General features: G+C 64.4%; 19 protein-coding genes and 1 tRNA gene. 7 read left to right on the top strand and 13 right to left on the bottom strand.

Annotation, left to right across the window (positions count from 1 at the left end; genetic code table 11):
- Positions 1-20: 20 nt before the first annotated feature.
- Entirely contained in the window at positions 21-1,142 is a 1,122-nt protein-coding gene (locus H9L06_RS08350) for an LPXTG cell wall anchor domain-containing protein (RefSeq protein ID WP_187554759.1), read from the top strand.
- 121 nt (positions 1,143-1,263) lie between these two features.
- Here the strand turns inward: H9L06_RS08350 and H9L06_RS08345 are convergent, their stop codons facing one another.
- From H9L06_RS08345 to H9L06_RS08325, 5 genes are all read right to left on the bottom strand, one after another.
- Entirely contained in the window at positions 1,264-2,307 is a 1,044-nt protein-coding gene (locus tag H9L06_RS08345) for an NAD(P)-dependent alcohol dehydrogenase (protein WP_187554758.1), read from the bottom strand.
- Positions 2,304-2,525 (bottom strand): helix-turn-helix transcriptional regulator, encoded by a 222-nt coding sequence (locus H9L06_RS08340; RefSeq protein WP_187554757.1) that lies wholly within the window; start codon positions 2,523-2,525, stop codon positions 2,304-2,306. Before H9L06_RS08340 ends, H9L06_RS08345 begins: the two co-directional genes overlap by 4 nt.
- Entirely contained in the window at positions 2,525-2,959 is a 435-nt protein-coding gene (locus tag H9L06_RS08335) for a hypothetical protein (RefSeq protein WP_187554756.1), read from the bottom strand. Before H9L06_RS08335 ends, H9L06_RS08340 begins: the two co-directional genes overlap by 1 nt.
- A gap of 239 nt (positions 2,960-3,198) precedes the next feature.
- The gene (locus H9L06_RS08330; RefSeq protein ID WP_187554755.1) at positions 3,199-5,109 is read right to left on the bottom strand and encodes a YhgE/Pip domain-containing protein; all 1,911 of its coding nucleotides are present in this window, start codon (positions 5,107-5,109) and stop codon (positions 3,199-3,201) included.
- Positions 5,106-7,943: an MMPL family transporter gene (locus H9L06_RS08325; RefSeq protein ID WP_187554754.1), complete on the bottom strand. Its 2,838-nt coding sequence runs from the start codon at positions 7,941-7,943 to the stop codon at positions 5,106-5,108. The genes H9L06_RS08330 and H9L06_RS08325 overlap by 4 nt, the downstream gene beginning before the upstream one ends.
- An 86-nt stretch (positions 7,944-8,029) precedes the next feature.
- Here H9L06_RS08325 and H9L06_RS08320 point away from each other — a divergent pair, with 86 nt between their 5' ends.
- Genes H9L06_RS08320 through H9L06_RS08310 form a run of 3 tightly spaced genes read left to right on the top strand, consistent with a single transcriptional unit; the run spans position 8,030 to position 10,958 of the window.
- Entirely contained in the window at positions 8,030-8,713 is a 684-nt protein-coding gene (locus H9L06_RS08320) for a TetR/AcrR family transcriptional regulator (protein ID WP_246454325.1), read from the top strand.
- Between the two features lie 60 nt (positions 8,714-8,773).
- Positions 8,774-9,373: a dCTP deaminase gene (gene dcd, locus H9L06_RS08315; RefSeq protein ID WP_187554753.1), complete on the top strand. Its 600-nt coding sequence runs from the start codon at positions 8,774-8,776 to the stop codon at positions 9,371-9,373.
- Entirely contained in the window at positions 9,354-10,958 is a 1,605-nt protein-coding gene (locus tag H9L06_RS08310; RefSeq protein ID WP_187554752.1) for an aminotransferase class I/II-fold pyridoxal phosphate-dependent enzyme, read from the top strand. Before dcd ends, H9L06_RS08310 begins: the two co-directional genes overlap by 20 nt.
- A 13-nt stretch (positions 10,959-10,971) precedes the next feature.
- On the opposite strand, the gene H9L06_RS08305 is transcribed toward H9L06_RS08310, so the two are convergent.
- The 6 genes from H9L06_RS08305 to H9L06_RS08280 are packed head-to-tail and all read right to left on the bottom strand — an operon-like array spanning position 10,972 to position 19,616.
- Positions 10,972-12,966 carry a bifunctional copper resistance protein CopD/cytochrome c oxidase assembly protein gene (locus H9L06_RS08305; RefSeq protein ID WP_187554751.1) on the bottom strand — a complete coding sequence of 665 codons (1,995 nt, stop codon included), beginning with the start codon at positions 12,964-12,966 and terminating at the stop codon, positions 10,972-10,974.
- Between the two features lie 41 nt (positions 12,967-13,007).
- The gene (locus tag H9L06_RS08300) at positions 13,008-14,312 is read right to left on the bottom strand and encodes an alkylhydroperoxidase domain protein (RefSeq protein WP_187554750.1); all 1,305 of its coding nucleotides are present in this window, start codon (positions 14,310-14,312) and stop codon (positions 13,008-13,010) included.
- 43 nt (positions 14,313-14,355) lie between these two features.
- Complete coding sequence (locus H9L06_RS08295; RefSeq protein WP_187554749.1) at positions 14,356-16,065, bottom strand: dipeptide ABC transporter ATP-binding protein; 1,710 nt, start codon at positions 16,063-16,065, stop codon at positions 14,356-14,358.
- Positions 16,062-16,949, bottom strand: a complete 888-nt coding sequence (locus H9L06_RS08290) for an ABC transporter permease (protein ID WP_187554748.1) — start codon at positions 16,947-16,949, stop codon at positions 16,062-16,064. Before H9L06_RS08290 ends, H9L06_RS08295 begins: the two co-directional genes overlap by 4 nt.
- Entirely contained in the window at positions 16,946-17,965 is a 1,020-nt protein-coding gene (locus tag H9L06_RS08285) for an ABC transporter permease (protein ID WP_187554747.1), read from the bottom strand. The genes H9L06_RS08290 and H9L06_RS08285 overlap by 4 nt, the downstream gene beginning before the upstream one ends.
- A 10-nt stretch (positions 17,966-17,975) precedes the next feature.
- Complete coding sequence (locus H9L06_RS08280) at positions 17,976-19,616, bottom strand: TIGR04028 family ABC transporter substrate-binding protein (RefSeq protein ID WP_187554746.1); 1,641 nt, start codon at positions 19,614-19,616, stop codon at positions 17,976-17,978.
- 165 nt (positions 19,617-19,781) lie between these two features.
- Between H9L06_RS08280 and H9L06_RS08275 the strand changes: the two genes are divergently transcribed.
- Entirely contained in the window at positions 19,782-21,848 is a 2,067-nt protein-coding gene (locus H9L06_RS08275; protein ID WP_187554745.1) for an FAD/NAD(P)-binding protein, read from the top strand.
- 32 nt (positions 21,849-21,880) lie between these two features.
- Here the strand turns inward: H9L06_RS08275 and H9L06_RS08270 are convergent, their stop codons facing one another.
- Positions 21,881-22,057 carry a hypothetical protein gene (locus H9L06_RS08270; protein WP_187554744.1) on the bottom strand — a complete coding sequence of 59 codons (177 nt, stop codon included), beginning with the start codon at positions 22,055-22,057 and terminating at the stop codon, positions 21,881-21,883.
- Between the two features lie 160 nt (positions 22,058-22,217).
- On the opposite strand from H9L06_RS08270, the gene H9L06_RS08265 reads away from it, so the two are divergent.
- On the top strand, positions 22,218-22,394 hold the full coding sequence (locus H9L06_RS08265) for a hypothetical protein (RefSeq protein WP_187554743.1): 177 nt from the start codon (positions 22,218-22,220) through the stop codon (positions 22,392-22,394).
- A gap of 69 nt (positions 22,395-22,463) precedes the next feature.
- Here the strand turns inward: H9L06_RS08265 and H9L06_RS08260 are convergent.
- Positions 22,464-22,544 (bottom strand) — tRNA-Tyr (locus H9L06_RS08260).
- 111 nt (positions 22,545-22,655) lie between these two features.
- On the opposite strand from H9L06_RS08260, the gene H9L06_RS08255 reads away from it, so the two are divergent.
- Complete coding sequence (locus H9L06_RS08255; protein ID WP_187554742.1) at positions 22,656-23,129, top strand: GNAT family N-acetyltransferase; 474 nt, start codon at positions 22,656-22,658, stop codon at positions 23,127-23,129.

Below are 23,129 nucleotides of genomic sequence, written 5' to 3'. Positions count from 1 at the left end.
CTCTTTTAGGAGAAACAATCATGCATACGTTCGTCAAGCGCGCCCTCTGGGGCGTTGCAATAGCCGGGGGCGTCACGTTCTTCGGCTCAACTGCCGCAAACGCGGTAGAGGTCGAGGCTGAGAGCGGGCTGCTCTCGGGCCTCTCGGGCACAATCCTCGAGGTCCCGGTCGAGCTTCCGCTCGATGCGTCGGTGAGCCTCGGTGACACCACGGTCAATATTCTCGGTGGATCGAGCACGCCCGCCCCCGCGCCAGCACCGGTACCCGCCCCCGCGCCAGCACCTGCTCCGGCTCCTGCTCCCGCACCAGCACCAGCACCAGCACCAGCACCAGTAACTGCTGATGTCGACGTCAATCTCGATGTCGCGCTCGGAGACGGCGGGCTCCTTGGCGAGGCACCCACGGAATCACCGGCGGCACCAGCCGATCAGGGCACTGATGTTGTCGTCGACGCGGACGTGGATCTGGGAGCCGATCTCGGTGCACTTCTCGGAGGAAGCTCTGACGGCGCTCTAGTCGATGCCGACGCCACGGTCATCGCTGACGTGTCGACCGGGCTGCTCGGAGGTGACCTGCTCGGAACGGATCTGCTCGATACCGGCCTGCTCGGCACCGACGGCAGCGGCACCGATCTCGCAGCCGTGATTGACCTCGACGGATCAATCGATCCGCTCGGGTCGACCAACGTCGATGCGCTGGTCGATGTGTTGGCTTCGACTGATCCCCTCGGGATCCTGCCGGTAGACGCAGCGCTTTCGCTGCCAATATCGATCGGCGTAAACCTCCCGGGTCTGATCGGAGGAACTGACCCAGGAACGACTCCGGGCGACGGAACTGATCCAGGAACAAACCCTGGCGGCACCGACCCCGGAAACAACAACCCCGGTGACGGTACCGATCCAGGCACGAACCCAGGCGGCACCGACCCCGGAACCGACGCACCACCGGCCGCAAATCCCGGACCAATGGCCGGTGCGGCCATGGTGCCAGCGGCATTGAGTACCGATGGATCGCAGTCGGCATCGATGAACGAAGGGTCGCTCGCCGAGACCGGTGGATCGAGCGGCATGCTGTTCGGTCTTGCGGCCCTCGCGCTCATCACTGCTGGGGCGCTCCTGCTGCTACGTCGCCGAACTGCGTAGCTAATCCGCTTAGCGGAACCGGTTAATCAAGCGGCATAGCAGCCAAGACCGTGCGGCGCGGAGGGGTGCTCCGGACACAGCTCTGGGGCACCCACCTACCCCCATGCGCTCCGCGCCGCACTCACAACGGCAGCCCACGAACGACGAGCTTACCGACGGTTCGGCCAGAGTCGATTCGGGTGAGCGCGTCTCGACCCTCGGTGAACGAGTAGGTGTGTTCGATCACGGGCCGAAGTTGGCCCTCGGCGGCGAACGCGAGTAACCGCTCAAGAATTTCAGGCTTCGCGACCGCTGCAAGCGGGCGGATCCTGCGACCCTCCGGTTTGCGCATGGTCACCGCGCGTAGGATTCGTGGGATTGGGCCGAGGACCGATCCACCCTCACCAGCGACCATGACGAGGGTGCCACCCGGCGCAAGGAGGCCACGGAGTTCTGGGAGCGGGGCAGTGCCAGCGATGTCGATAATCGCGTCGAAACTCGATTGCGGCAGCTCGGCGAGGCTGGTCTGCCGGTAGTCATGCGTGCGGATCGCACCGAGTTCCTCAACCAGGACCCTCGAGCGTTCACCACACAGGGCCGAGACCTCGGCACCCACAATCCGCGCGAGTTGAACGGCGTACGTGCCAACGCCTCCCGAGGCGCCAATGACGAGTACACGACTTCCAGAGCCAACCCGCGCGAGCTCGAGCGCCTGCACTGCGGTACCGCCGGCGATCGGAAGTGCGGCGGCATGATCCACTGAAACTGCCTCGGGCCGATGTACAAGTCGCCTCACCGGCACAGCAACAAAGAGCGCGAGTCCCCCGCCAGGAGTCTCGGCAACTACCTCGTCTCCAACGTTGAAGCCCGAAGAGCTCTCCGACGCCTTGCTCCCGAGGGCCACAATCGTTCCGGCGATGTCGATGCCGCGAACAGGCTGCTTCGGCCGAGTGATTCCAAACCCGAGTCGAAGGAGTGCCGGGGTGCCGCGCATCAGCCGCGCGTCCGCCGCGTTCAGACCCGTTGCTCGAGCGCGAACAATCACTTCATCGGATTTCGGCTTCGGAACCGCAATTGTTTTTAATGCGACCTCTTCGGCACCGCCGTAGCGATGCTGCACCCATGCCTGCATCGTGGACTCGGCGAAATATGTAGGCGCAGCAACCGGCAATTCGCTGGCATTCATGCTGACTCCTCGGGGTACTGGAATACGGAATCGAGAGAGACGCCGAACTCCCGCGCAATCTGAAACGCGAGTTCGAGCGACGGAGAATACTTGCCCTGCTCGATGGCAATGAGCGTCTGGCGCGTGACGCCTACACGTCGAGCAAGCTCTGCCTGCGTGAGACCTGCTTCCTCACGGCGATCGCGCATGGTGTTCGTTACGCGGGTCGGCCTGACCATTAGATGAGCCCCCTGCGATAGGCAATGACCTGGGCGAAACCGCCGACTATCGCCGAGAGCGCGAACCCGATGAACATGGTGTGCGCGATCCAGAATGAAGCCGCGTTCACCGCACACAGCACGATGACGCCGATACCCGCAATCACGAGAAATGCGCTGCCGACCCGGTTGCCCATCTGCGCGATGTCGCGGTCGCGCACGTCGGTGGTGGATCCTTCGCTCGGGTCACGGAGCCCCGCGAAGATGCCCCAGAGAATACTTACGAGGATCGCGAGGGCGATGCTCAGCCCGATCGTCCAAAGCATGGGAGCGACCCATTCGACCTCGGCAAGTGGGCCGCCGGCCGCGCGCTGGAGTATGAAGACGATGTATGCGGAGACGCCGAAGATGCTCACAATGAGGCTCGACCAGACGTTGCGCTCGGTGTAGACCATGATGCTCCAATGTAAAGAAACTTTGACATGAACAGCGTAAGCCGATGCCGAGATCGTGTCAAATATTCTTTACACGCGAAGTTTCCGATATCGCTCGGGCGACACGGTTTAAGCACCAGGCGAAGTCTGAGCACCAGGCTAACGCTCAGGCAAAAAGCCTTCGCATGACGCTAGATTTTCGCCTGACGCTGAGTGAGGGTTGGGTGCATGTGAGCCAGGTGGGTGGATCGGCCCAGCGCTCAGACGGCCCGGCGCCGCTCGCGGGCCACGGCCCACGCGGTGAGCGCAAGGCCGGCCGCACCCCAGAGCGCAAGCACGAATGCGGCAACGCCGGCGCCGGTCGATCCACTGGCGATTGCCTGGAACCCAGTGAACGCCGCACCAATTGGGCTCGCATCACCGATGGCCTGGAGCGGCCCTGGCACCGTCGACACGATGCCGACCACAAAGGCGATTACCAGCACGGCAAAGGCGACGAACCGGCCGAACCCGCCGAGCCGGGCCGAGAGCCCCTGCAGCAACAGGCCGAACGCGACGCCAGCCAGCAGCGCGAGGCCGAAGAACGCGAGACCCTCACCAAACGTATAACCGAGAGCGATCGGCAACACGATTCCGGCGAGCGCGCCCTGGGCCGCGCCGAGCAGCACGGCGGGCAGACCGCTGCGCATCGTCAGAGAGAACACTCCACGTGCGGCCTCGCGGGTGCGCGACCACAGTGGCGCAACTACGAGGTACAACGCGAGGGCACCCGCCCACAGCGCAATGCCAACAAACAGCGGCACGCCAGAGCTGTTGAAGAGCTCGTCGCTTCCGCCCTCAGAAGTCACTGCTTCGACAGCGGTCGAGGCCATGGTTTGCTGCTCATCTTCGGTGTAATTTGGGATCCCCGCAGCAGCCTCGCCAAGCCCTTCAGCGAGAGAGGCGGTGCCCTCGGCTGCGGCCTTGGCGCCGTCGGCCAGTTCACTCGCACCCGAGGCGAGTTCTGGGGTTTGCGCGGCGAGCGCCGAGACGCCGCTCGAAAGTTCTGAGACTCCGCCCGAGAACTCAGCGACACCACCGGCGTACTCTTGCAGCCCGGTCGCGAGCTGCTGCTGGCCGGCCGCAGACTGGGCCACACCGCTAGCAAGCTGCGTGCCACCATTCTTCATCTGTGTGAGTTGCGAGTCGGGCGAATCCGTCGCGAGCATCTGCAGCTGCGCGATGAGCTGATCAAGCCCGGCAACCACCTCTTCGGGTGTGCCCTGCGGCGGAGTGATCACACCGCCATCGATGAGATCACGCAGCTGCTGCACCGGGGCAATCGCCTGCGCGATGCCACCCTGCACACCCGTGATCGCGGCGTTCACGCCGTTCACGTAGTCGGTGACACCGCTCGAAAGAGCGGCTCCACCGTCGGCGGCTTCTTGCGCCCCAGCGGCAAGACCGGAGGCTCCGGCCGCAAGCTGCTGCGCACCGACAGATAGCTCCGCGGTTCCGGCAGCGAGCTGACCGGTTCCGGCTGCGAGTTGAGACGCGCCATCGGCGAGCGACCGTGTGCCTTCGGCAAGCTGCGATCCACCGTCGGCGAGTGCGGTCGCGCCGTCTGCCGCGGTCGCCACACCGTCTTGCATGGTCGACATGCCGACGAAAATGTTGCCGACGAACTGCTCGCCAAGCTGCTGGTTAACGACGTTCTTCGCGGTTTGCGTGACGATGCTCGAGAGCGCGGTGTCGAGGAGGCGCCCTCGGTCGCTCTCCGTGATCGCGATGGTAGCCTGGCGCGCCTCGCTCGGCCCGTCTGAAAGCGAAGTTGCGGCGGCCGAGAAGTCTTCTGGAATCGTGATGCTCGCCGCGAAGCGGCCCTCGTCGAGGCCCGCCGCGGCATCGGCTTCGTCGGTGAGCACCCATGTGAAGTTCTGGCGCTCGTTGCCGTCTTCGCCGCCCGCGATGAGTTCGGCAGCGAGCACGCGCCCAAGCGGAACGAGCTGCCCCTCAACTTCGACAGGCTCATCGAGGTTCACTACTGCCGCAGTAACGTTCTCGAGTCGCTCGGTCGGGTTCCAGAGCCCCCACAAGAACACACCGGCAATCGTGAGCGGCACGAGCAGCAGCCCGAGAATGGTGCTCCAACGCACGCGCTTGCCACGCAGTGGGGTGAGTGCGGCGGTCATCGTGCTGCCTCCATTGACTGTTCTTCGTACACGGTTGCGCTGTCGTCTCCGAGACTCACCAGAGTGAGCGAGTCGGGCAGCAGTTCTGATGCCAGGGCGAGGTCGCCGACCACAATGACGATTGGCGGTGTCGACCCCTCGAGCGCAGTCGCCCACGCGGCAATTGCAGACCTAGCGTCGGCGATCGCATCGGGCCCAAGCGGCGAAAGAGCCGTATCGCGCAGGTCGAGTACGAGCACGCTCGGTGCGTCGCCAATGCCCTGGCGCAGTGTGTGTGGATCGGCCCACGCGGCCCGCGCCCGCAGCGAACCGGCGCGCTCGGGCAACAACAGCCCGTCGACTTTCAGCGTTCCGGCGTCGATACTGCCTCGTCCACTCAGCACCTGAGCGAGCGGCACGCTCACCGGATCGCGCGGGTCAAGCACGAGCACCTCGTGATCGGCGAGCCGGATTTCGGGCGTGCGGAGGTTCGATCCACCCCGCTGCAACGCAAGCTCACTCGACGCGATGCGCGCGCCCGGCATATCGGCCGGCCAGTTCTCGTGCTCAATCTCGCGGGCGAGGCCCTCACCCTCGATATCGAAGGAGGGAAGCACGCGGCTCATCCAGCGAGGCATCGACCACGCGCGGTCGCCGAGCAGCGCCATCACTGCAGGAACCAGCGTCATGCGCACGACGAACGCGTCGACGAACACGCCCACCGCGAGGCCCAAGGCGATGATCTTGATGCTCGCGTCGCCCTCGGGTACGAACGCCGCGAAGACCGCAATCATGATGAGCGCTGCCGCGGTGACGACCTTTGCCGACCCCACGAAACCGCGGTGGATCGCGCGCTGCGCATCACCCCCGTGCACGTACTCCTCGCGCATACGGGCCACGAGGAAGACTTCGTAATCCATCGCGAGACCAAACAGCACGCCCATGAGAATGATCGGCATAAAGCTCAGGATTGGGCCTGTCGAATGCACGTTCAGGGCGTCTTGCAGCCAGCCCCACTGGAACACCGCGACCACCGCCCCAAACGCGGCGCCGACCGAGAGCAGGTACCCGAGCGTCGCCTTGATCGGCACCCAGACCGAGCGGAACACCATCGCAAGAAGCACCAGCGAGAGCCCAACGACGAAGATGCCGAACGGCAGCATCGCCTCCATGAGCATCGCCGAAACGTCAATCGCGACAGCGGTGAAGCCGGTGACCGAGAGCGTTACGCCATACCTGTCTTCCCACTCCTCGCGGTGGTCACGCAGCGTCTGCACGAGCTCGGTCGTGCTCTCAGCGTGCGCACCCTCCTCAGGAATCACCTGAATAATCGCCGTGTCAGCACCCTGGTTCGGGGTCGCTAGCGGCACACTTGCAACGCCCGGAATCTGCTCAACCTCGCGCTTGAGGTCGTCGAGCAGACCCAGTGGATCCGTGCTCGAAATAATCGAGCCGGTAAGCAGCAGCGGGGCGTTGTAGCCGTCGCCAAAATGCTCGCCCGTAAGTTCGTAGGTGACGCGCGCGGGCGCGTCTTCTTCGAGCGCCGTCGCATCGGGAAGCGCGAGGCGCAGTTGGAGTGCGGGGAGCGCTGCGAGTCCGAGGACCACCAGCACCGAGAACACCGTGATGATCGGCTTCTTCGTAACCGCGCGTACCCAGCCTCCGAAGAAGCGGTCGGCGCGGGTTGGGACGGGGGCGGGAATGCCCTTGGTGCCTGACGCATCAGAGGTCGTCAGCGCGTCTGTCGCACTCAGAGCACTGACTTCGCCTGCGGTCTGCGCGGTGTTCGCTTCACCTGTAGCCGCAAGCAGTCGCCGGTGCTTGCGCGACAGGATCCGCATACCAGCCATAGACAGCACCGCTGGCGTCAGTGTTAGCGCGATGAGCACCGCGAGACCGACTGCCGCGGCCGCTGCCACACCGAGCGACGTGAGGAACGGAATGCCTGCGACTGAGAGACCGACAAGCGCGATGATGACGGTGAGACCTGCGAACACGACCGCCGATCCACTGGTCGCCGTGGCGCGGGCGATCGACTCGCGCATCGGCACCCCAGCACGCAGCTGCTCTTGGTGGCGGCTGACAATAAAGAGGGTGTAGTCGATGCCGACCGCAAGGCCGAGCATGAGTGCGAGCATCGGAGTGGTCGAGGTGAGTTCGACGAACGCCGTGACGGTAAAGAGGCCCGCGATCGAGACGCCAACCCCGATGAGCGCGATGAGCAGCGGCATGCCGGCTGCGACGAACGAGCCGAGCGTGAGCACGAGCACCACCGCCGCGATGAGCACGCCCACCGCTTCGGTGATCGTGATGCCAGGCACCGAGATCGAGAACATCTCGCCACCGAACGACACCGTCGCGTCGGGCAGCCGGTCGCCAAGGGTTTCGGTTGCGGTTTCGATGCCAACCTTCGTTTCGTCAGAAACTGAAGTCGTGTCTCCCTCGACCTGTACCTGAATGAGCAAAGCCTGACCGTTCGGGGAAATGTCAGTGTTTGCCGCAGCCATGTCGCCGGTGCCGAAGGGTGTCTGCACGCCCGTCACACCCGGCAGCGCTTCAAACTCTGCGATCGAATCGACGACCGCGTCACGGTACTCGTCGGTGTCGACGCGCTCGCCGTCGGGCGCAACCACGATCACCGAGGCGCTCGTTCCACTCACCTCCGGGAACGTGTGCGACAGCGACGTGATCGCCTCCTGCGCCTCCGTTCCTGGAATCGTGATCGGTGCATTCGCACCCTTACCAATGGTGAGCGCACCGACACCGAGCACCGTGAGCAACACGATCCACACGATAAGTACGAGCCACTTCGCACGGGCCGCCCAGCGACCAAGCGCGTAGAGCGCAGACGACATGAATTCCCCTCGGAATAGCGTTGGATACAGGTGTGTATCCATTTCGATACAGTAGTGTATCCGCAGTGACTTGAGAGAAACTGAACGTGACACAAACTGAGAGTGAGATTGCCGTGACTGACGTGCCGGTCGAGACAGCTGAAGTGAGCAGGCGCCGCCGCGACACGCAGTCGCGACTGCTCGACGCCGCAACCGAAGTGTTCGTCGAGTTCGGTTTTCAGGGCACATCGGTCGAGCGCATCTGCAGCCGTGCAGACTTCACGCGCGGTGCGTTCTACTCGAACTTCTCGTCGAAAGAGGAGCTGTTTCTTGCGCTGCTTCGGCGCGAATTCGATGAGCGCGCAAGTCGCATCCTCTCGCGGGTAGGTGAACTCACCGAGCACCTGCAGACCACAGAAGACGGGCTGAGCATTGAGGCTGCCGCCGCATATGTCTCAGACTTCCTCTCGCCGACCGGCACCGAGACCGACTGGTACGCGCTCGAAACCGAGTTCCTGCTCCTCACGCTGCGCGACCCCGCTGGCCCCGTGCAGTTCGTTGAGTTTGGCGAGCTGTTTCGCAGCGAACTCGCGCGCGTCGTCGGCAACATCGTGCAGGCGGCCGGGCGCCGCTTCACCATTCCCGTCGAGAGCGCCATCACCGTGTTCGAAGGGCTGCATGATCTCGCGCTCCGCACGAGCGCGCTCAGGGGCATCGATGCGCCGGGTGGCCTCACCGAGCTTGGCGGGCGCATCGTCGAGCTGTTGTTTGCGATCACCGAAGAGGTGTAGTGGTTCGGCGGCGGTCGTAATATTGTGGATCGGGCCTTCCCACACCGGTAGGATCGAGACGTGCTGCTCTCTGACCGCGACATCAGTTCCGAACTCGACTCCGGGCGCATCAAGCTCGATCCGAGCGAACCATCAATGGTGCAACCGTCGAGCGTTGACGTGCGCCTCGATAGGTTCTTCAGGCTGTTCGACAATCACAAGTATGCGGTCATCGACCCGGCAGAAGATCAGCCAGAGCTCACGCGCCTCATCGAGGTGAACCCCGATGAAGGCTTCATCTTGCATCCGGGCGAGTTCGTTCTCGGATCCACATTCGAACTCGTCGGCCTACCCGACGACATTGCCGCGCGACTCGAGGGCAAGAGCTCGCTTGGCCGCCTCGGTCTGCTCACCCACTCAACCGCGGGGTTCATCGACCCGGGCTTCGAGGGGCACATCACACTCGAGCTGTCGAACGTGTCAACTCTGCCGATACGTCTCTGGCCAGGCATGAAGATCGGGCAACTCTGCTTCTTCAAGCTCTCATCACCAGCCGAGCGCCCATACGGTGCAGGCGCCACGTTCTCGCGGTATCTCGGTCAGCGCGGCCCGACCGCCTCACGCTCACACCTCAATTTTCACCGCGCAGACGTGCTACGCAATGACCCGTCGTCGCAGTAGGGCCGCCCACTCGTCGGCACCCTACGCGGAGGCGCTCATTGCGCACGCGGGCAGAAACCCGCTCATGTTTATGGTGCCGGGGCACGCTGGCACCGAAGACGGGCTCACTGAGGCGCTTGCCGATTTTGTCGGCGAGCGGGCCATCGCCATGGATATCCCGCAGCTCATCGACGGTATCGACGTCGGACCCGGAAGCCCGTTCGAGGTCGCTGAGCAGCTTGCCGCTGACGCCTGGGCTGCGCACCGCAGCTGGTTTCTCGCGAACGGCTCATCGCAGGGCAATCGCCTCGTGATTCTCGCCGTCGCTGGCTTGGGGCTCGGTCAGCATGTTGTCGCTCAGCGCAGCGCGCACTCAAGCCTTTCGGATGGGCTCATTCTTGCGGGGCTCGATCCGCTCTTCCTCACGCCAACCGTCGATACCCGCCTCGGCATTAACCACGGAATTTCACCCGAGGCGCTCGATGCCGAACTCACGCGGGCGAGCGCTGCTGGGCAAACGGTCACCGCGGCCCAGGTGGTCTCGCCGAGCTACTTCGGCGCCGTCTCCGACGTCGCCGCGCTCGCGAAGGTCGCCCACAAGCACGGGGTGCCACTCATCGTCGACGCCGCGTGGGGCGCTCACTTCGGGTTCCACGAGCAGCTCCCCGAGTCCCCCGCCGCGCAAGGCGCAGACCTCGTCATCACGAGCATTCACAAGATGGGCGGCGGGCTCGGGCAAGGTGCGATGATCCACCTCGGCGACGGGCCATTCACTGCCGCGCTCGAGCCGCTCATCGACCGCGCTTTTCGACTCACCCAAACAACGAGCGCGAGCTCGCTGCTGCTCGGGTCGCTCGATGTTGCCCGGAGGTCGCTCGTCATGCACCCCGAGTTGCTCAGCGAGAGTATCGAGCTTGCTGACTCCATGCGTGAGTGGGTGCGGGGTCGTGATGAATTTTCCCTGGTGAGCGACGGTTTCGGCGACTTCCCCGACATCGTCGGTGTAGATCCGCTTCGCGTCGCCATCGACGTCACCGCCACGGGGCTCACCGGGTACCGGGTCCGCTCGATCCTCGCCGACACCGACGCGATCTTCCTCGAGATCGCGACATCGGGGGCCGTCGTCGCGTTCTTCGGGCCCGGCAAGAAGCTCGACATCGTGCGGTTGCAAGGCGCGCTTTCGCGCATCGCTGCGTCGGCGGGTCCGCCGCGCGTGAGCGGCGGATCGGCTGGCGCTGTGCCCGGCCCTGAGCTTGCACCCGGTTCTCAAGTTGCGCCCGAGACCGAGCCTCAATCCGAGGCTGCTCCCCAAACACCGGGTGCCGACTCTGCACTCCCCCCACTTCCCGCCCCTGGGCCAGCACGCCACTCCCCGCGCGAGGCGTACTTCTCGGTCACCGAGGTCGTGCCCGCGGCAGAGGCGATCGGCCGGGTCTCTGCAGACTCGCTCGCGGCCTACCCACCTGGCATCCCAAACATTGTCCCAGGCGAGGAAATCACCAGCGAGGCGGTCGACTTTCTCCAGGCCGTGGCCGCGTCCCCAATCGGCTACGTGCGCGGATCCCTCGACCCCCGCGTCACCGCCTTCCGCGTGATCGCTGAGTAAGCGCCCGGCGCACCTACCGCCGCGGGCCAACCTTGGCGTCGCGCTCGGCCTGTTTCGCGAGCATCTCGTTGTAGGCCTTGAGCTCGGCTTCGCCCGAGCGATCCGCCGCACGATCTTTGCGCTTTTGCTCTTTCGTGTCGCTGCGCGCCCACTGCACCGCAACAACCAAAGCGAGCGCCAGCGTCGGCAACTCGCCTATGCCCCAGGTGATGCCGCCGCCGGTCTTCTGGTCAGCGAGCGGATCGGCCCCCCAATCACGCCCCATCGCTCCGAACCAGTCTGCGAGCAGCAGTGCGTCTCCCGTCATCACGGTCACGCCGAAGAACGCGTGCGACGCCATCGTCGCGAACAGAATCACGAGCCTAAACGGGTGCGGGTAGCGCTTGGGAATCGGGTCGATACCGATCATCGTGAGGCTGAATAGGTAGCCCGAGATGAGGAAGTGGATAATCATCCACTGGTGGCCCAGGTGCTCCGACATCGCCCAGCGGAATATCGGGGTGAAGTAGAACACCCACAGGCCACCGACGAAGATGACCGCCGCGATGACCGGGTGCGTGATGAACTTCGACCAAGGGGTCTGCACCATCCACATGATCCACTCGCGACCGCCCCACGAGCCGTCGGTGCGCTTCGCGGTCGCGCGCAAAGCGAGCGTGATCGGGGCGCCAAGCACGAGAATGAGCGGGATCAACATCATGTACATCATGTGCCCGAGCATGTGCACGCTAAACAGGTATTGCTCGTAGGCATTGAACGGCCCGTTCGAGGTGTAGAACAGCATGAGCATGCCGATGAGCCAGGCGATCGTGCGGCCCACGTGCCAGCGGTCGCCGCGGCGAGCGAGGCGGATCACGCCTGCCAAGTAGAACGCGATACCGAAGAAGCAGACGAGGCCCCACGCTAGGTCGAACTTCCACTCGGTGAAGTAGCTCGAGAACGTGAGTTCGGGTGGCAGTGGGTCTCCGGTCAAGAACTCGGCAGGTGTGGATCCCACGAGATCTTGCGCCGACTCCTGTGGCACGGGCGTTGCAGTTCGACCGAGAGCCCCGGCGATGCCGCTCGCGATGCCCATCACTGCGAGTTCGGCTGTGACGAGCCAGGCGAAGATCCACCCACCACGCTCGCCCGTCGCGATGCGCGGAATGAGCAACTGTCGCTGCACCGCACCGAATGCGCCGAGCACGATGAGTGCGAGCGCTTTGATGACGACGAGTTGGCCGTAGCCGGTGCCAAAGAGGTCTTCGAACGAGCCGATGCGAAGCCAGGCGCTCACGATGCCAGACGCGGCAACGCCGATGAAGGCGAGCAGCGCGAGTGTCGAATAGCGCGAGACGAGCAGGGCGAGTCGGTCGCGCGATACCGCCTTCGCGAGGAAGACGAGGGTGACAAGCCCGCCGAGCCACACCGCGGCCCCAACTAGGTGCACGAGCAGAGAGTTCACGGCCTGACTGTGGCCCGATGCGCCCGCCGCGTGACCCTGCTGCGCGAGCGGCAGGGTTGTGAGCAGGGCGCCGATGAGCACAATGAGGGTCGAGCGCCTACCGCGGATCGCAAAAGCGAGCACCGTCACCGAGGCGCCGAGTAGCAACTCCCAGAGCCAGAGTTGACCGAGTTCGATCTCGGTGACGAACTGCGCCAGGCCAGCCCCAAAGGAGGCGTCGGGCGAAAATGCGAGGTTCGAAACATCAATGTAAGTGAAAATAATGGTGGCCGCCGACGCGACCGTGAGCACTGCGGCCGAAGCCGCTGCGAGATCCATCGCAATGCGGTACTCATCGCGATCGGTCGCGAGCGCCCAAACCGCCATGACCACAGAGCCGATGAGGCCCGCGATCGACACATTCACGAGGGTGCGCGACAGCGGCAACCCGTAGCGAACGATGTCGCCCGGGTCGAGGAGGGTTCGCTCGTCTGCCGCCCCGCCAATCGCGAGGCCCCAAAACACCGCCGCGAGTGTGACCGCGAGCAGCACAGCAGGGGCGATCACGCGAAAGAAACGAAGCACCCCACTAGCCTACGCCGCCTGCCTGAGCCGAATCCCCGTAGCTATGTTGTCGGCTCGCCGATGGAGAGCATGAGGCGGTTCGCCCAGTTGAAGAACGAGCCGGCCTGCACGACGTCGAGCAGCTCGAGTTCGTCGAGCCCGACCTCGCGAAGCGCGGCCACCTCTTCAGCACCAAACCGCGGCGGCGTCTGGGTAAGCGCGACTGTCGCATCAACGATCGCATCAAGACGTGGATCGAGCCGCACTGTCACACCCTCATCAAGCAGACGCTGCACGGTGTCGAAAGGCAACCCCTGCTCGCTCGCAGCCCGCGAGTGCACTGACGCGCAGTACACACATCCGTTCTCGCGCGAAGCGGCAGCGGCGGCAAACTCGCGCTCGGCGCGAGGCAGCCCGGCGTCGGTGTTGAAAAAGATGTCGAGGTCGGTGAGGGTGCGCTCGCGCAACGCCTCGGGGTCGCGGGCGAGCAACCTGAAGTACGGCATGTTGATGCGTTCGGGCTTCACGAGGCCCTCATGGTGCCGCTCGGTGAACTCCGCCTTCGGCAGTGGCTCAAGCCACGGCTTCCAACCAAGCGAATCCTGGGTAAAGCGCGGCGGCTCGGTGACGCGGGGCGCATCGGGCAACGACTCACTGGCTGCGGTAACCGACGCATTGCCGACACGCTCGCGAGCCGCCTCGGCCACTCGAGCAGCAAGCTCAGCAAGACCCTCGGTCGTGACGGTCGACTCACCGGCGGCCTCGCGAATTGCTGACAACCCGTGAGCAACGCGTAGCTGGAACGAAAGGAACGACACAAGCTGCGACAGCGTCACGATGCCGGTGCTGCTCCAACCTGCGTCGAGTAGCGCACCGAGGTGCTCGCGTGCCGCATCTCGCGGGTGCAAGACAAGCAGGTGCGCGTGCTCGAGCGCAGCCGACAGCCTGTCGCCCAGCGACGCTGCCGCCGCAATCGAGTCGACGCGATACACAGGGCCCTCAACGCTCTCGTCAGCGTTCTCGGCTTTGAACGCCCCGTACGGCCCCTGCCCCGCGGCACGCTCGGCCTCCGCCACAATGAGCGGCTCGAGCCCCTGCCCGCCGCCGGTCTCACGCAGCAGCGCACCGTAAAACTCGACGGCGGCAGCGTGCTCGTGGAGCCTAGCGACGAACAGCGCAACCGCTGCACGCTCGGGCAGGCTGACGTCCGAAGCGTCGACCGGAAGGAACAGTGCGGCAAAGCTCCCCTGCGCGTGGTCGCGGGCGTCGCTGCGGCGAGCGCGGGCCACGTCGAATGGGTCGCCCGAGTTGATGCCCGTGAGCGCATCGAGCACATCGGCGATGGTGGTGCTGGCGGTGGTAGTCATGGTGTGTCCTTCGGTGGGTCAGTGCAGGGGGGATCGGGCGAGACTAAATCATCCACACGGGCGCACGCCCGGGGATCGCCTCTATGAGTTGCCTGGTGTAGGGGTGCTTCGCGTTGCTGAACACTTCTTCGGTGTCGCCGTGTTCAACCTGTTTGCCGCGCTGCAGCACCGAGACGGTGTCTGCAATCTGGCGCACGACGGCGAGGTCGTGCGAGATGAACACGTAGCTGAGACCGAGCTCTTGCTGCAAACTCGCGAGCAGTCGTAGAATCTGCGCCTGCACGGTGACGTCGAGCGCGGACACGGCTTCGTCGAGCACCACGAGGTCGGGTTCCAAGATGAGGGCTCGCGCGATCGCGGCTCGCTGCCGCTGACCACCAGAGAGCTCGCGAGGGCGACGGTGTGCAAACACTGCGGGAAGGGCTACGAGTTCGAGGGCGTGCGCGACGCGCGCGCCCCGATCCGCCTTCGACCCAATCTTGAAGTTGCGCAGGGGCTCAGCGAGCGTTTGCCCAATCGTGCGCTTGGGGTCGAGCGAGCCGTAGGGGTTTTGGTAGACGAGCTGGGTGGTCTGCCGGTACTCGCGCAGCGCCGAACCGGCCAGCGACGTAACGTCGAGCGAAGCACCGTCGGCACCGGCGAGCGTGATGCTCCCCGCGGTCGGCTTCGCAAACCCGGCGAGTGCTCGACCTGTGGTGGTCTTGCCAGACCCGGACTCGCCGACAAGCGCGTGGGTGGTACCTCGGGCGACGGTGAACGATACGTCGTCGACAGCTACAAAGGGGTCGCCTTTCGCCCCGAACTCTTGCCGAAGCCCACTCACGGTGAGCAGCGTCTCGGCCGTCGAAGCAACCGGCACGCGCGACACGTACCCCTCGTCATCGGTGACCGTCGGCCGATCCACAATGCGAATGCTCTCGCTCACCACCGGCGCACCGAACGCAGGCGCATCGGCAATCAGCTGCCTCGTGTACTCAGACTCGGGAGCTTGCAACACGCGCTCGCTTGGCCCCTGCTCCTGCACCTCGCCACCGCGCATGACAACCACATTCTGCGCCCGCTCGGCCGCAACCGCGAGGTCGTGCGTGATGAATAGCACGCCGGTGCCGGTCTCTTCGCGAAGCTGGTCGATGAGGTCGAGCACGGTGCGCTGCACGGTGACGTCGAGTGCGCTCGTGGGCTCGTCGGCGATGATGAGTTCGGGATTATTCGCGATTGCCGCCGCGATGAGCACGCGCTGACGCATGCCGCCCGAGAACTCGTGCGGGTACTGCTTGGCGCGGCGCACGGGGTCGTCGATGCCGACGTGGTCAAGCAGTTCGTGCACTCGCGCGCGCACCTTGCCGCGGTCTTTTTCACCGTGGATCAGCAGCGCCTCTGCAATACTCGACCCGATGGTGGCGACCGGGTTCAGCGAATTGCCGGGGTCCTGGGGAATGAGCGCGACGCATCGACCGCGCAGGCCGCGCCAACGGCGCTCGGAGAGACCGACGAGCTCGGTCGGCCCATATCGCCGCTCGTTGAGCGTCACACTGCCCCGCGAGATGCGACCGTTGCCGGCAAGCAGGCCGATGACCGACTGCGCAACGGTGCTCTTGCCGGAGCCAGATTCGCCGACGAGCGCGGTCGTCTGACCGGCTTCGACATCAAAGCTCACGCCGCGCACGGCTTCTACGGGCCCGCGACTCGTGCTGTACTGCACTGCCAGATCGGAGATGCGCAGCAGTGGCAGCGCAGAATCTCGCGAACTCATGCTTTGCCTCCTTGGCCAATAAGTGTGCTCAGGCGGTTACTCGCAAGCACGACGAGTACAACGACGAGTCCCGGAAGTACCGTGAGCCACCAGGCTGTCGCAACGTAGTTTCGTCCTTCGGCGATGAGCAGCCCCCACTCGGGCGTTGGCGGCGGAGCACCGTAGCCCAGGAACCCGAGGGTCGAGATCTGCAGGATCGCTGACCCGAGTTGCAGCGCCGCGAGCGCGATGACCGGCGTGAGCGAGTTGGGAAGAATGTGGCGGCCCAGCACGCTGAAGAACGTGCCGCCCGAGCCGTAGGCAGCCTCGATGTACTCGCTCGTGCGCACGCTCACGACCTGCGAGCGCGAGAGGCGAGCGAACACGGCAACCGACGTCACACCAACGGCAATCGCCGCATTGCCTGTGCCGAAGCCGAGCAGAATGACCACGCTGAGCGAGAGCAGCAGCGTCGGAATCGCAAGCAGCACGTCGATGAGTCGCATGAGCACCTCGTCGAGCTTTCCGCCCACGGCACCCGCGGTGATGCCGATGAGCGATCCCGCAATGAGGCCGACCGCGACAGCGATAAGTGACGCGGTGATCGACTGCGAGGCGCCATAGACCACGCGAGCGTAAAGATCACGCCCGGTCGAGTCGGTGCCAAACCAGTGCGCCCCGTTCGGTGCCTGCAGCGCGGGGCCAACCGTCTCAGTCGGGCCCACCGACACAAAGAGCCCCGGGGCGACCGCCCATGCGAGCGCGACGAGCAGCACGAGCGCCGGCAAGATGAAGCCGATGCGCAAATATGTGGATCGCGGGCCGCGCACACGCGCCCCGACCTGAGCTTCCTGCGGCTCCTGCGGCTCCTGCGGCGACGATGTGTCGAGCTGCTGAACGCTCATTGGGCGTCTCCTGTCGAAACCGGGATTGCGGACGCAGTTGCTCGACTGCTGAGCTCTTGACGGCTTGCCTTGCGTCGCGATCCACCGCTTCGGCGAAGCCGCGCGTCGAGTACCGGATACAAAAGGTCAACGAGCAGATTGATGGTCACGAACACGACCGCGGCAATAACAACCACAGCGAGCAGAATCGCAGTGTCGCGCTGCGCGACCGCCTGCGCAGTGAGGCTGCCAATGCCGTTCAGGCCGAACACGGTCTCGGTGACGATCGCGCCGCCGACGAGTTCGCCGAACAACAGCCCCGCCATAGTGAGCGCAGGGAGCAGCGCGTTCGGGGCAACGTTGCGCCAGAGCAGCCACGACGTGCTCGCGCCGCGCGCACGCACAACCTTCACGAACGGCTGGTCGCTCACCTCATCGATGCTCCGCAGCAGCACCTGCGCAAGCGGTGCCGCAATAGGGATCGCGAGCGTCGCCACCGGCAAAATAAGCTGCTGCACAGGCCCCGCCCCGATTGCGGGAATCAGGCCTAGTTTGAACGAGAAAATCTGAATGAACACGATGCCGATCCAGAACACTGGCAGCGACACAAACAGCGGCGGCAGGTTGCGGAAGATCGTACGCAACCAGGCGCCCTTACCGTAGCTCGCGGTGAACGCGATCACGACCGCGAGAAAGATCGCGACGACGATCGCAATGACCGCGAGGGTGAGTGTGCGCGGCAGCGCGTCCGCGATGAGCACCGCGACCGGGGTGCCGCTGTTCACCGAGTACCCGAAGTCGCCGCGAATGAATGCCCACAGCGAGTCGAAGTAGCGCACGATGAACGGCTGATCCGCCCCGTACGACGCCCGAATCTCGGCGAGCTGTTCGGGCGTCAGCCCAAGATCTGGGTTGCCGTACCGCGCCATGACCGCGTCGCCGGGGAGCGCGTTCAGCAGGATGAAGGCAACCGTGTATGCGAGCGCGAGGACCAGGATGGCCTGGCCCACGCGTCGCAACAGTTCGATACCGGTCACTTACTCAAGCTCACTTATTCAGGCTCACCGAGTAGAACGTTGGCCGACCAACCGACTCTGTCTCGAAGCCCTGCACCTTATCGGTGAGGCCGAAGACCTGCGGCTCTTCGAAGAGCGGCAGCACGTACGCGTTCTCTGCCGCCCAGAGCTGAGCTTCGGCAGACGCCTTCGCGCGCTCCTCGGCCGTAGGCACTGATGCGATCTGCGAGAGCAGGTCATCGAGCTTTTGGTCGTGGATCGTGCCGTCAGCGGCTCCATTCAGCAGGGTGTTGCGGTTCTGGGCCGACAGCTGCGACTTCAGCACATCGAAGTCCGAGCGCCCAACCATCGAGTGGTACACCTGAATCGTGTTCTGGTCGACTTGTGCTGCGGTCTGTGCAGCCTGGTCACCAGCGAAGAGCGAGACACCGATGCCGAGCTCCCCGAGCTGCTCCTGGATGAGGGTGACGACCTCGCGAGAGCGCGGCTGCGGGAGCGCCTCATTGAAGGTGAGTTCGAGCTTCTGGCCGTCCTTTTCGCGTATGCCGTCAGCACCTTCGATCCACCCCGCCTCGTCGAGCAGTTCTGCCGCGCGCGCCGGATCATACTCGTAGAACTCAGAGGTGTCAGTGTAGCCAAGCGCACCCTTCGCCAGAATGCCGGTCGCGAGTGGGTAGCTGTCGGTGAAGAGCGTCGAAACGATGGCCTCGCGGTCGATGCCAGCGATGATCGCCTGGCGCACCTTGATGTCCGAAAGGAACGGATGATCGAACCTGAAGTTCAGCGAGTTGTTCACACCGTTCGTGGAGGCGGCGACGATGTTCAACCCGTCTGCTTCAAACTGCGACTCATCGGGTGCCGGAATCTGGCGCGCGATGTCAGCCTGACCTGCGACAACAGTTCCGACGCGAACGCTCGCCTCAGCCGCGACAACGTAGTGCAGGCCGTCAAGTGACGCCGCACCCTGGTGTTCGAGTGACGGCGGCGCCCAGTCGTAGTCATCTCGCGACTCGAAGCTGATCTCAGTGCCGAGCTTCTCGTCGGTGATGACGAAGGGGCCACTGCCAATGATTTCAGTCGCATTGCCGGGGCCGAACTCCTCGTTCGTGAGCTCGAGTGTCGCGTTCGAGACGAGGCCCGAGTTGATGGTCGAGACCGCCTGGCCGAAGCCCGGTGACGGTGCCGAGAACACGAACTTCACAGTGTGCTCGTCAATGACCTCGCCGTGGTCGTAATTGTTGATCGCCTCTGAGACAGTGAGCGCGCGATCCTCATCGCCGAGTCCGTAAAGGTCGAAGTTCTTTACAACGTTCTCTGCGTCGAGCGGGGTGCCGTCAGAGTAAGTGACGCCCTCGCGAAGCTTGAACGTATACTCGGTCGCGTCGTCATTGACCTCTGGAAGCTCCGTCGCGATCCACGGCTCGAGTTCGAGCGTCTCTGGGTTCTGATAGAGCAGGCGGTCGGTGATCTGGTTGACGATGCCGCCGTTCGGGTAGAACCCTGCCTGCGGCGGGTAGAGCGTGTTCCAGGTCTGCGGCTCAAGGTAGGTGAGCGTGCCACCCGTGGTTTCGGCACCGTTCTCATCGGCACCGTTTGCACCCGAGGTGCAGCCCGTCATCGCTATGGCGGCGGCAGCTATGGCTCCGATCCAGGCGATACGTTGCTTCTTCATGAATTCTCCTCGGGTTCACGCCATTTGGCGGTGTTCTGTGATGTACGCCGTTCGGCGTAACGGTAGGTAAGACAACGAATCTTCACGTTGACCCCTTGCTATTGTTATGGAAGACATAAGAAAAGTGAAACTCTCGACGTAACACAACTTCACGAAACGGATCTCATGACGCATTTGCAGCCCAGCATCGCGATCGTTGGCGCTGGCCCCCGAGGGGCCTCGCTGCTCGAACGAATTTCGGCGTATCTCGGTGCGGATCAGGCACCCAGTGGGCCGCTCACGATCCACGTCATTGATGACAAGGAATCGGGTGCCGGGGCTGTTTGGGCCACCGATCAGACTCGCGAAATGTGCATGAACACGCTGTCTGATGCCGTCACACTCTTCACCGAACCGAGCAGCACGGTCGCGGGCCCGATCATCGAAGGGCCGACGCTCTACGAGTGGAGCCTGCTCGCGCTGTGGGATCTCGTGAGCGCCGAGTCGGGCGCCCACGTACACGTGCTCGAGGAGCGCATCTCGGCAATCCCAGAATCTCGGAGCGCCACCTATCGCGAGTTCCCGGCACGCGAGGGCTTCGCCGTGAGCTTCCGCGAGGAGCTTCTCGCAACCGTGCCCGAGTCGCACCCGAGCCGCGCGCTCTACGGCGAGTATTTGCGTTGGAACTACGACCGCGCAATTGCGTCGCTGCCTGGCGACGTTGCCGTGATCCGCCACGAAGCCCGCGCAATTTCGATTCGCCGCGAAGGCGATCTCGAGCGCATCACGCTCAGCGACGGCGCTCAGGTTTCGGCGCATTCCGTCATTCTCGCGACCGGGTGGCTGCCGCGCGGCAACACGGTGCCCGAGTCGCGGCTTGCCCACCAGCTCGAAGACCGGCCAGACCTCGTGTGGGTGCGGCCCGCGAGCCCGATCGACCAAGATCTCAGCGAAATTGCGGCCGGCACCGACGTGATCGTGCGCGGCCTCGGCATGGGGTTCTTCGACACTATGGCACTGCTCACCGCCGAGCGGGGCGGTCGCTTCGTGGTGGATCCGCACGCCCCCGGCGGCCTACGCTACGAGGCGTCGGGCAACGAACCCCGCCTGCACGTTACGTCGCGGCGCGGCATTCCGTTTCGCGCGAAGACGCTGTACGGTTCGCTCCCCCCGCGTTCCGAGCAGCGCTACCTGCGCTCGGTCGACTGGACTCGCGAACCGCGGCCGCTCGATTTCGATCGGCAGTTCTGGCCGCGAATCATCGCCGACGCGATGTTTGACTATGCGTCGACGCTGAGCCGGGTGCGGCCCGATGCCCTTGTGGATCACTCCGCGCTCGTGCGCGCCCTCGAAGCCAAGCTCGACGAGATTCTCGCTCGCCCGCACGCGACCGACACGACCGAGGTTGCTCGCGAGTTCGAGGACGCAGTTGCCCCCTACTTCGTCGACACCGCTGACCGCTTCGAGATCGCGCGCGAGCTCGATCCTGCGAACCGCTCGTTCTCAGACGCCGACGATTTTCAGCGGTGGATCGCCGCGCGTGTCACCGAGGACCTCACCGAGGGCACTTTGGGCCGCGACAGTGCGCTCAAGGCTGGGCTCTGGTCGATCAGTTCGGCGCGCGGGTTCACCTCTCGCACCGGCACCTTCGGCGGGTTCGACGCGGAGTCGCGGGCGTCAGGGTTTGCCGAACTGTTCCGCATTGGCGGCATGGTCGGATCGGGTCCGCCCGCGTTCCGCAACCAGCAACTGCTCGCACTCATGGAGGCCGGGCTCGTGCGCTTCATCGGGCCGAGCGGTCAGGTCACCGTCACCGAAGAAGGCTTCACCGCCGAGTCTCACTCGGTTCCCGGTTCCCGCGTCTCGGGCACCGGGCTTATTGACGCGTGGATGCACTCGGCAGACGTGACGGCGACTACCGATCCACTCACCCGAGAGCTCGTCGACAGCGGGCGAGCCCGCCCCTTCACGGTTGCCTCGCGCACCGGCGACGCCGACCTGGCGTACATCTCGCGCAGCTTCGATATCGACGCAGCAACGGGGTTGCTCATTGGCGAGTCGGGCGAGCTCGACCCCGCGATCCACGCCGCTGGCATTCCTGTCGATGACACCGTGCACGACACCATCATCGGCCCGATGCCCGGCACCGACCCCACGATGCTGCGCGAAACCGACCGCGTCGCGGCGAGCGCGCTACGCGTTGCCCTTGTGGGCGCGCAACACCCCGCTTCAGTGGACGCTTTGGTGCACTAAGCGCGCGCCTCACGCACCAAAGTGACCACTGATTAGGAGATCACTTGCTTGAGCGCCGCAGCAGTGAAGTAGCGCACGGCACCCGTGGTGTCGACGATGCCGTAGACCGTCTCGCCGTTTGACATGGTGCTGATATCGGCGATTGTGCCGCGGACACCCGCCACGCCAACCACGCTGTCACCAACCTGAAATCCCGGTGTCTCATCCATTGTGCAAGCCTACGCGGGTTGTCACGATGCTGCTCTGTTCTCTCAGCTTCGACAATCAAGAACACGAAGTGTACAGATGGCGACCATTTAGCACCAGGCCTATTGAGAAGGTGCTCAGTCTGGTCATACTAAAGACCCGACCAATGCAAAGGAGCACCCAATGAACGAGGATTTGACTTTCGAATCGTTGATTGAGGAACGGCGCATCGCGTGGAATGGCCCAGCCTACACGCCCCAGGCCGAGTTACAGGCGCCAACAACACATGAGCCACTCATAGATGAACGGTTAGAGGAAACTATGCCGCTCACCGCGTACCGGCCCGAGCGACTCATGTAGGTGCCCGCCGCAAACGAAAGAGCCCCTGACCTCGGTAGTAGTACCGGGTCAGGGGCTAATTTCTGTGGGTGGCGGGTGCGTGATTCGAACACGCGAAGCTTACGCGGCTGATTTACAGTCAGCTCCCTTTGGCCGCTCGGGCAACCCGCCGTGATCGTACGAATACGACCAGGGAACAACATTACCGTGTGAATCCCGGATTTGGGAAATCGAACATCACCAAAATTCCGCACGCGCCAGCACTCGTGCCAAGATCGAAACATGACGCCTCTCGCCCCCGGTTACACGCTGCATTCCGCCCAGGGTCTCGACGCTTTACCGATCCACACGTTTCACGACATCTGCAAACTGCGTCAGCAAGTGTTTGTGGTCGAGCAGAACTGCGTGTACCTCGATCTCGATGGGCGCGACGCCGAACCTTCGACGGCGCAGTACTGGGTCGCCGCGCCAGACGGTGCCGTGGCCGCGACGCTTCGCGTGCTTGACGAGGGCGATCGCGAACCGCACCTGCTCGCGATCGGCCGCGTCGCGACGGCGCAGGCGCACCGAGGCAAGTCGCTCGCGGGTGCGCTCATCGAGGCGGTCGTCGCCGAATTCGGGCACCGCCCCCTGATTCTCGAGGCGCAGTCACATCTCACCGGCTGGTACGGTCGCTTCGGTTTCGTTCCGTGTGGATCGGAGTACCTCGAAGACGGCATTCCCCATACGCCGATGCGACGTGAGGCGCACGCATAA

The sequence above is a fragment of the Leucobacter denitrificans genome (genome assembly GCF_014396385.1).
GTDB classification, from domain to species: domain Bacteria; phylum Actinomycetota; class Actinomycetes; order Actinomycetales; family Microbacteriaceae; genus Leucobacter; species Leucobacter denitrificans.
The sequence above is the reverse complement of the archived record's forward strand: the minus strand, read 5'-3'. Positions and strand labels throughout refer to the sequence as shown.

Coding starts and splice junctions, on each gene's coding strand:
- H9L06_RS08275 (WP_187554745.1), top strand. CDS start 19,782: ATGACGCATTTGCAGCCCAGCATCGCGATCGTTGGCGCTGGCCCCCGA.
- H9L06_RS08345 (WP_187554758.1), bottom strand. CDS start 2,307: ATGAATGCCAGCGAATTGCCGGTTGCTGCGCCTACATATTTCGCCGAG.
- H9L06_RS08265 (WP_187554743.1), top strand. CDS start 22,218: ATGAACGAGGATTTGACTTTCGAATCGTTGATTGAGGAACGGCGCATC.
- H9L06_RS08325 (WP_187554754.1), bottom strand. CDS start 7,943: ATGTCGTCTGCGCTCTACGCGCTTGGTCGCTGGGCGGCCCGTGCGAAG.
- H9L06_RS08300 (WP_187554750.1), bottom strand. CDS start 14,312: ATGACTACCACCGCCAGCACCACCATCGCCGATGTGCTCGATGCGCTC.
- H9L06_RS08330 (WP_187554755.1), bottom strand. CDS start 5,109: ATGACCGCCGCACTCACCCCACTGCGTGGCAAGCGCGTGCGTTGGAGC.
- H9L06_RS08310 (WP_187554752.1), top strand. CDS start 9,354: ATGACCCGTCGTCGCAGTAGGGCCGCCCACTCGTCGGCACCCTACGCG.
- H9L06_RS08280 (WP_187554746.1), bottom strand. CDS start 19,616: ATGAAGAAGCAACGTATCGCCTGGATCGGAGCCATAGCTGCCGCCGCC.
- H9L06_RS08335 (WP_187554756.1), bottom strand. CDS start 2,959: ATGGTCTACACCGAGCGCAACGTCTGGTCGAGCCTCATTGTGAGCATC.
- H9L06_RS08255 (WP_187554742.1), top strand. CDS start 22,656: ATGACGCCTCTCGCCCCCGGTTACACGCTGCATTCCGCCCAGGGTCTC.
- H9L06_RS08350 (WP_187554759.1), top strand. CDS start 21: ATGCATACGTTCGTCAAGCGCGCCCTCTGGGGCGTTGCAATAGCCGGG.
- H9L06_RS08295 (WP_187554749.1), bottom strand. CDS start 16,065: ATGAGTTCGCGAGATTCTGCGCTGCCACTGCTGCGCATCTCCGATCTG.
- H9L06_RS08270 (WP_187554744.1), bottom strand. CDS start 22,057: ATGGATGAGACACCGGGATTTCAGGTTGGTGACAGCGTGGTTGGCGTG.
- H9L06_RS08290 (WP_187554748.1), bottom strand. CDS start 16,949: ATGAGCGTTCAGCAGCTCGACACATCGTCGCCGCAGGAGCCGCAGGAG.
- H9L06_RS08340 (WP_187554757.1), bottom strand. CDS start 2,525: ATGGTCAGGCCGACCCGCGTAACGAACACCATGCGCGATCGCCGTGAG.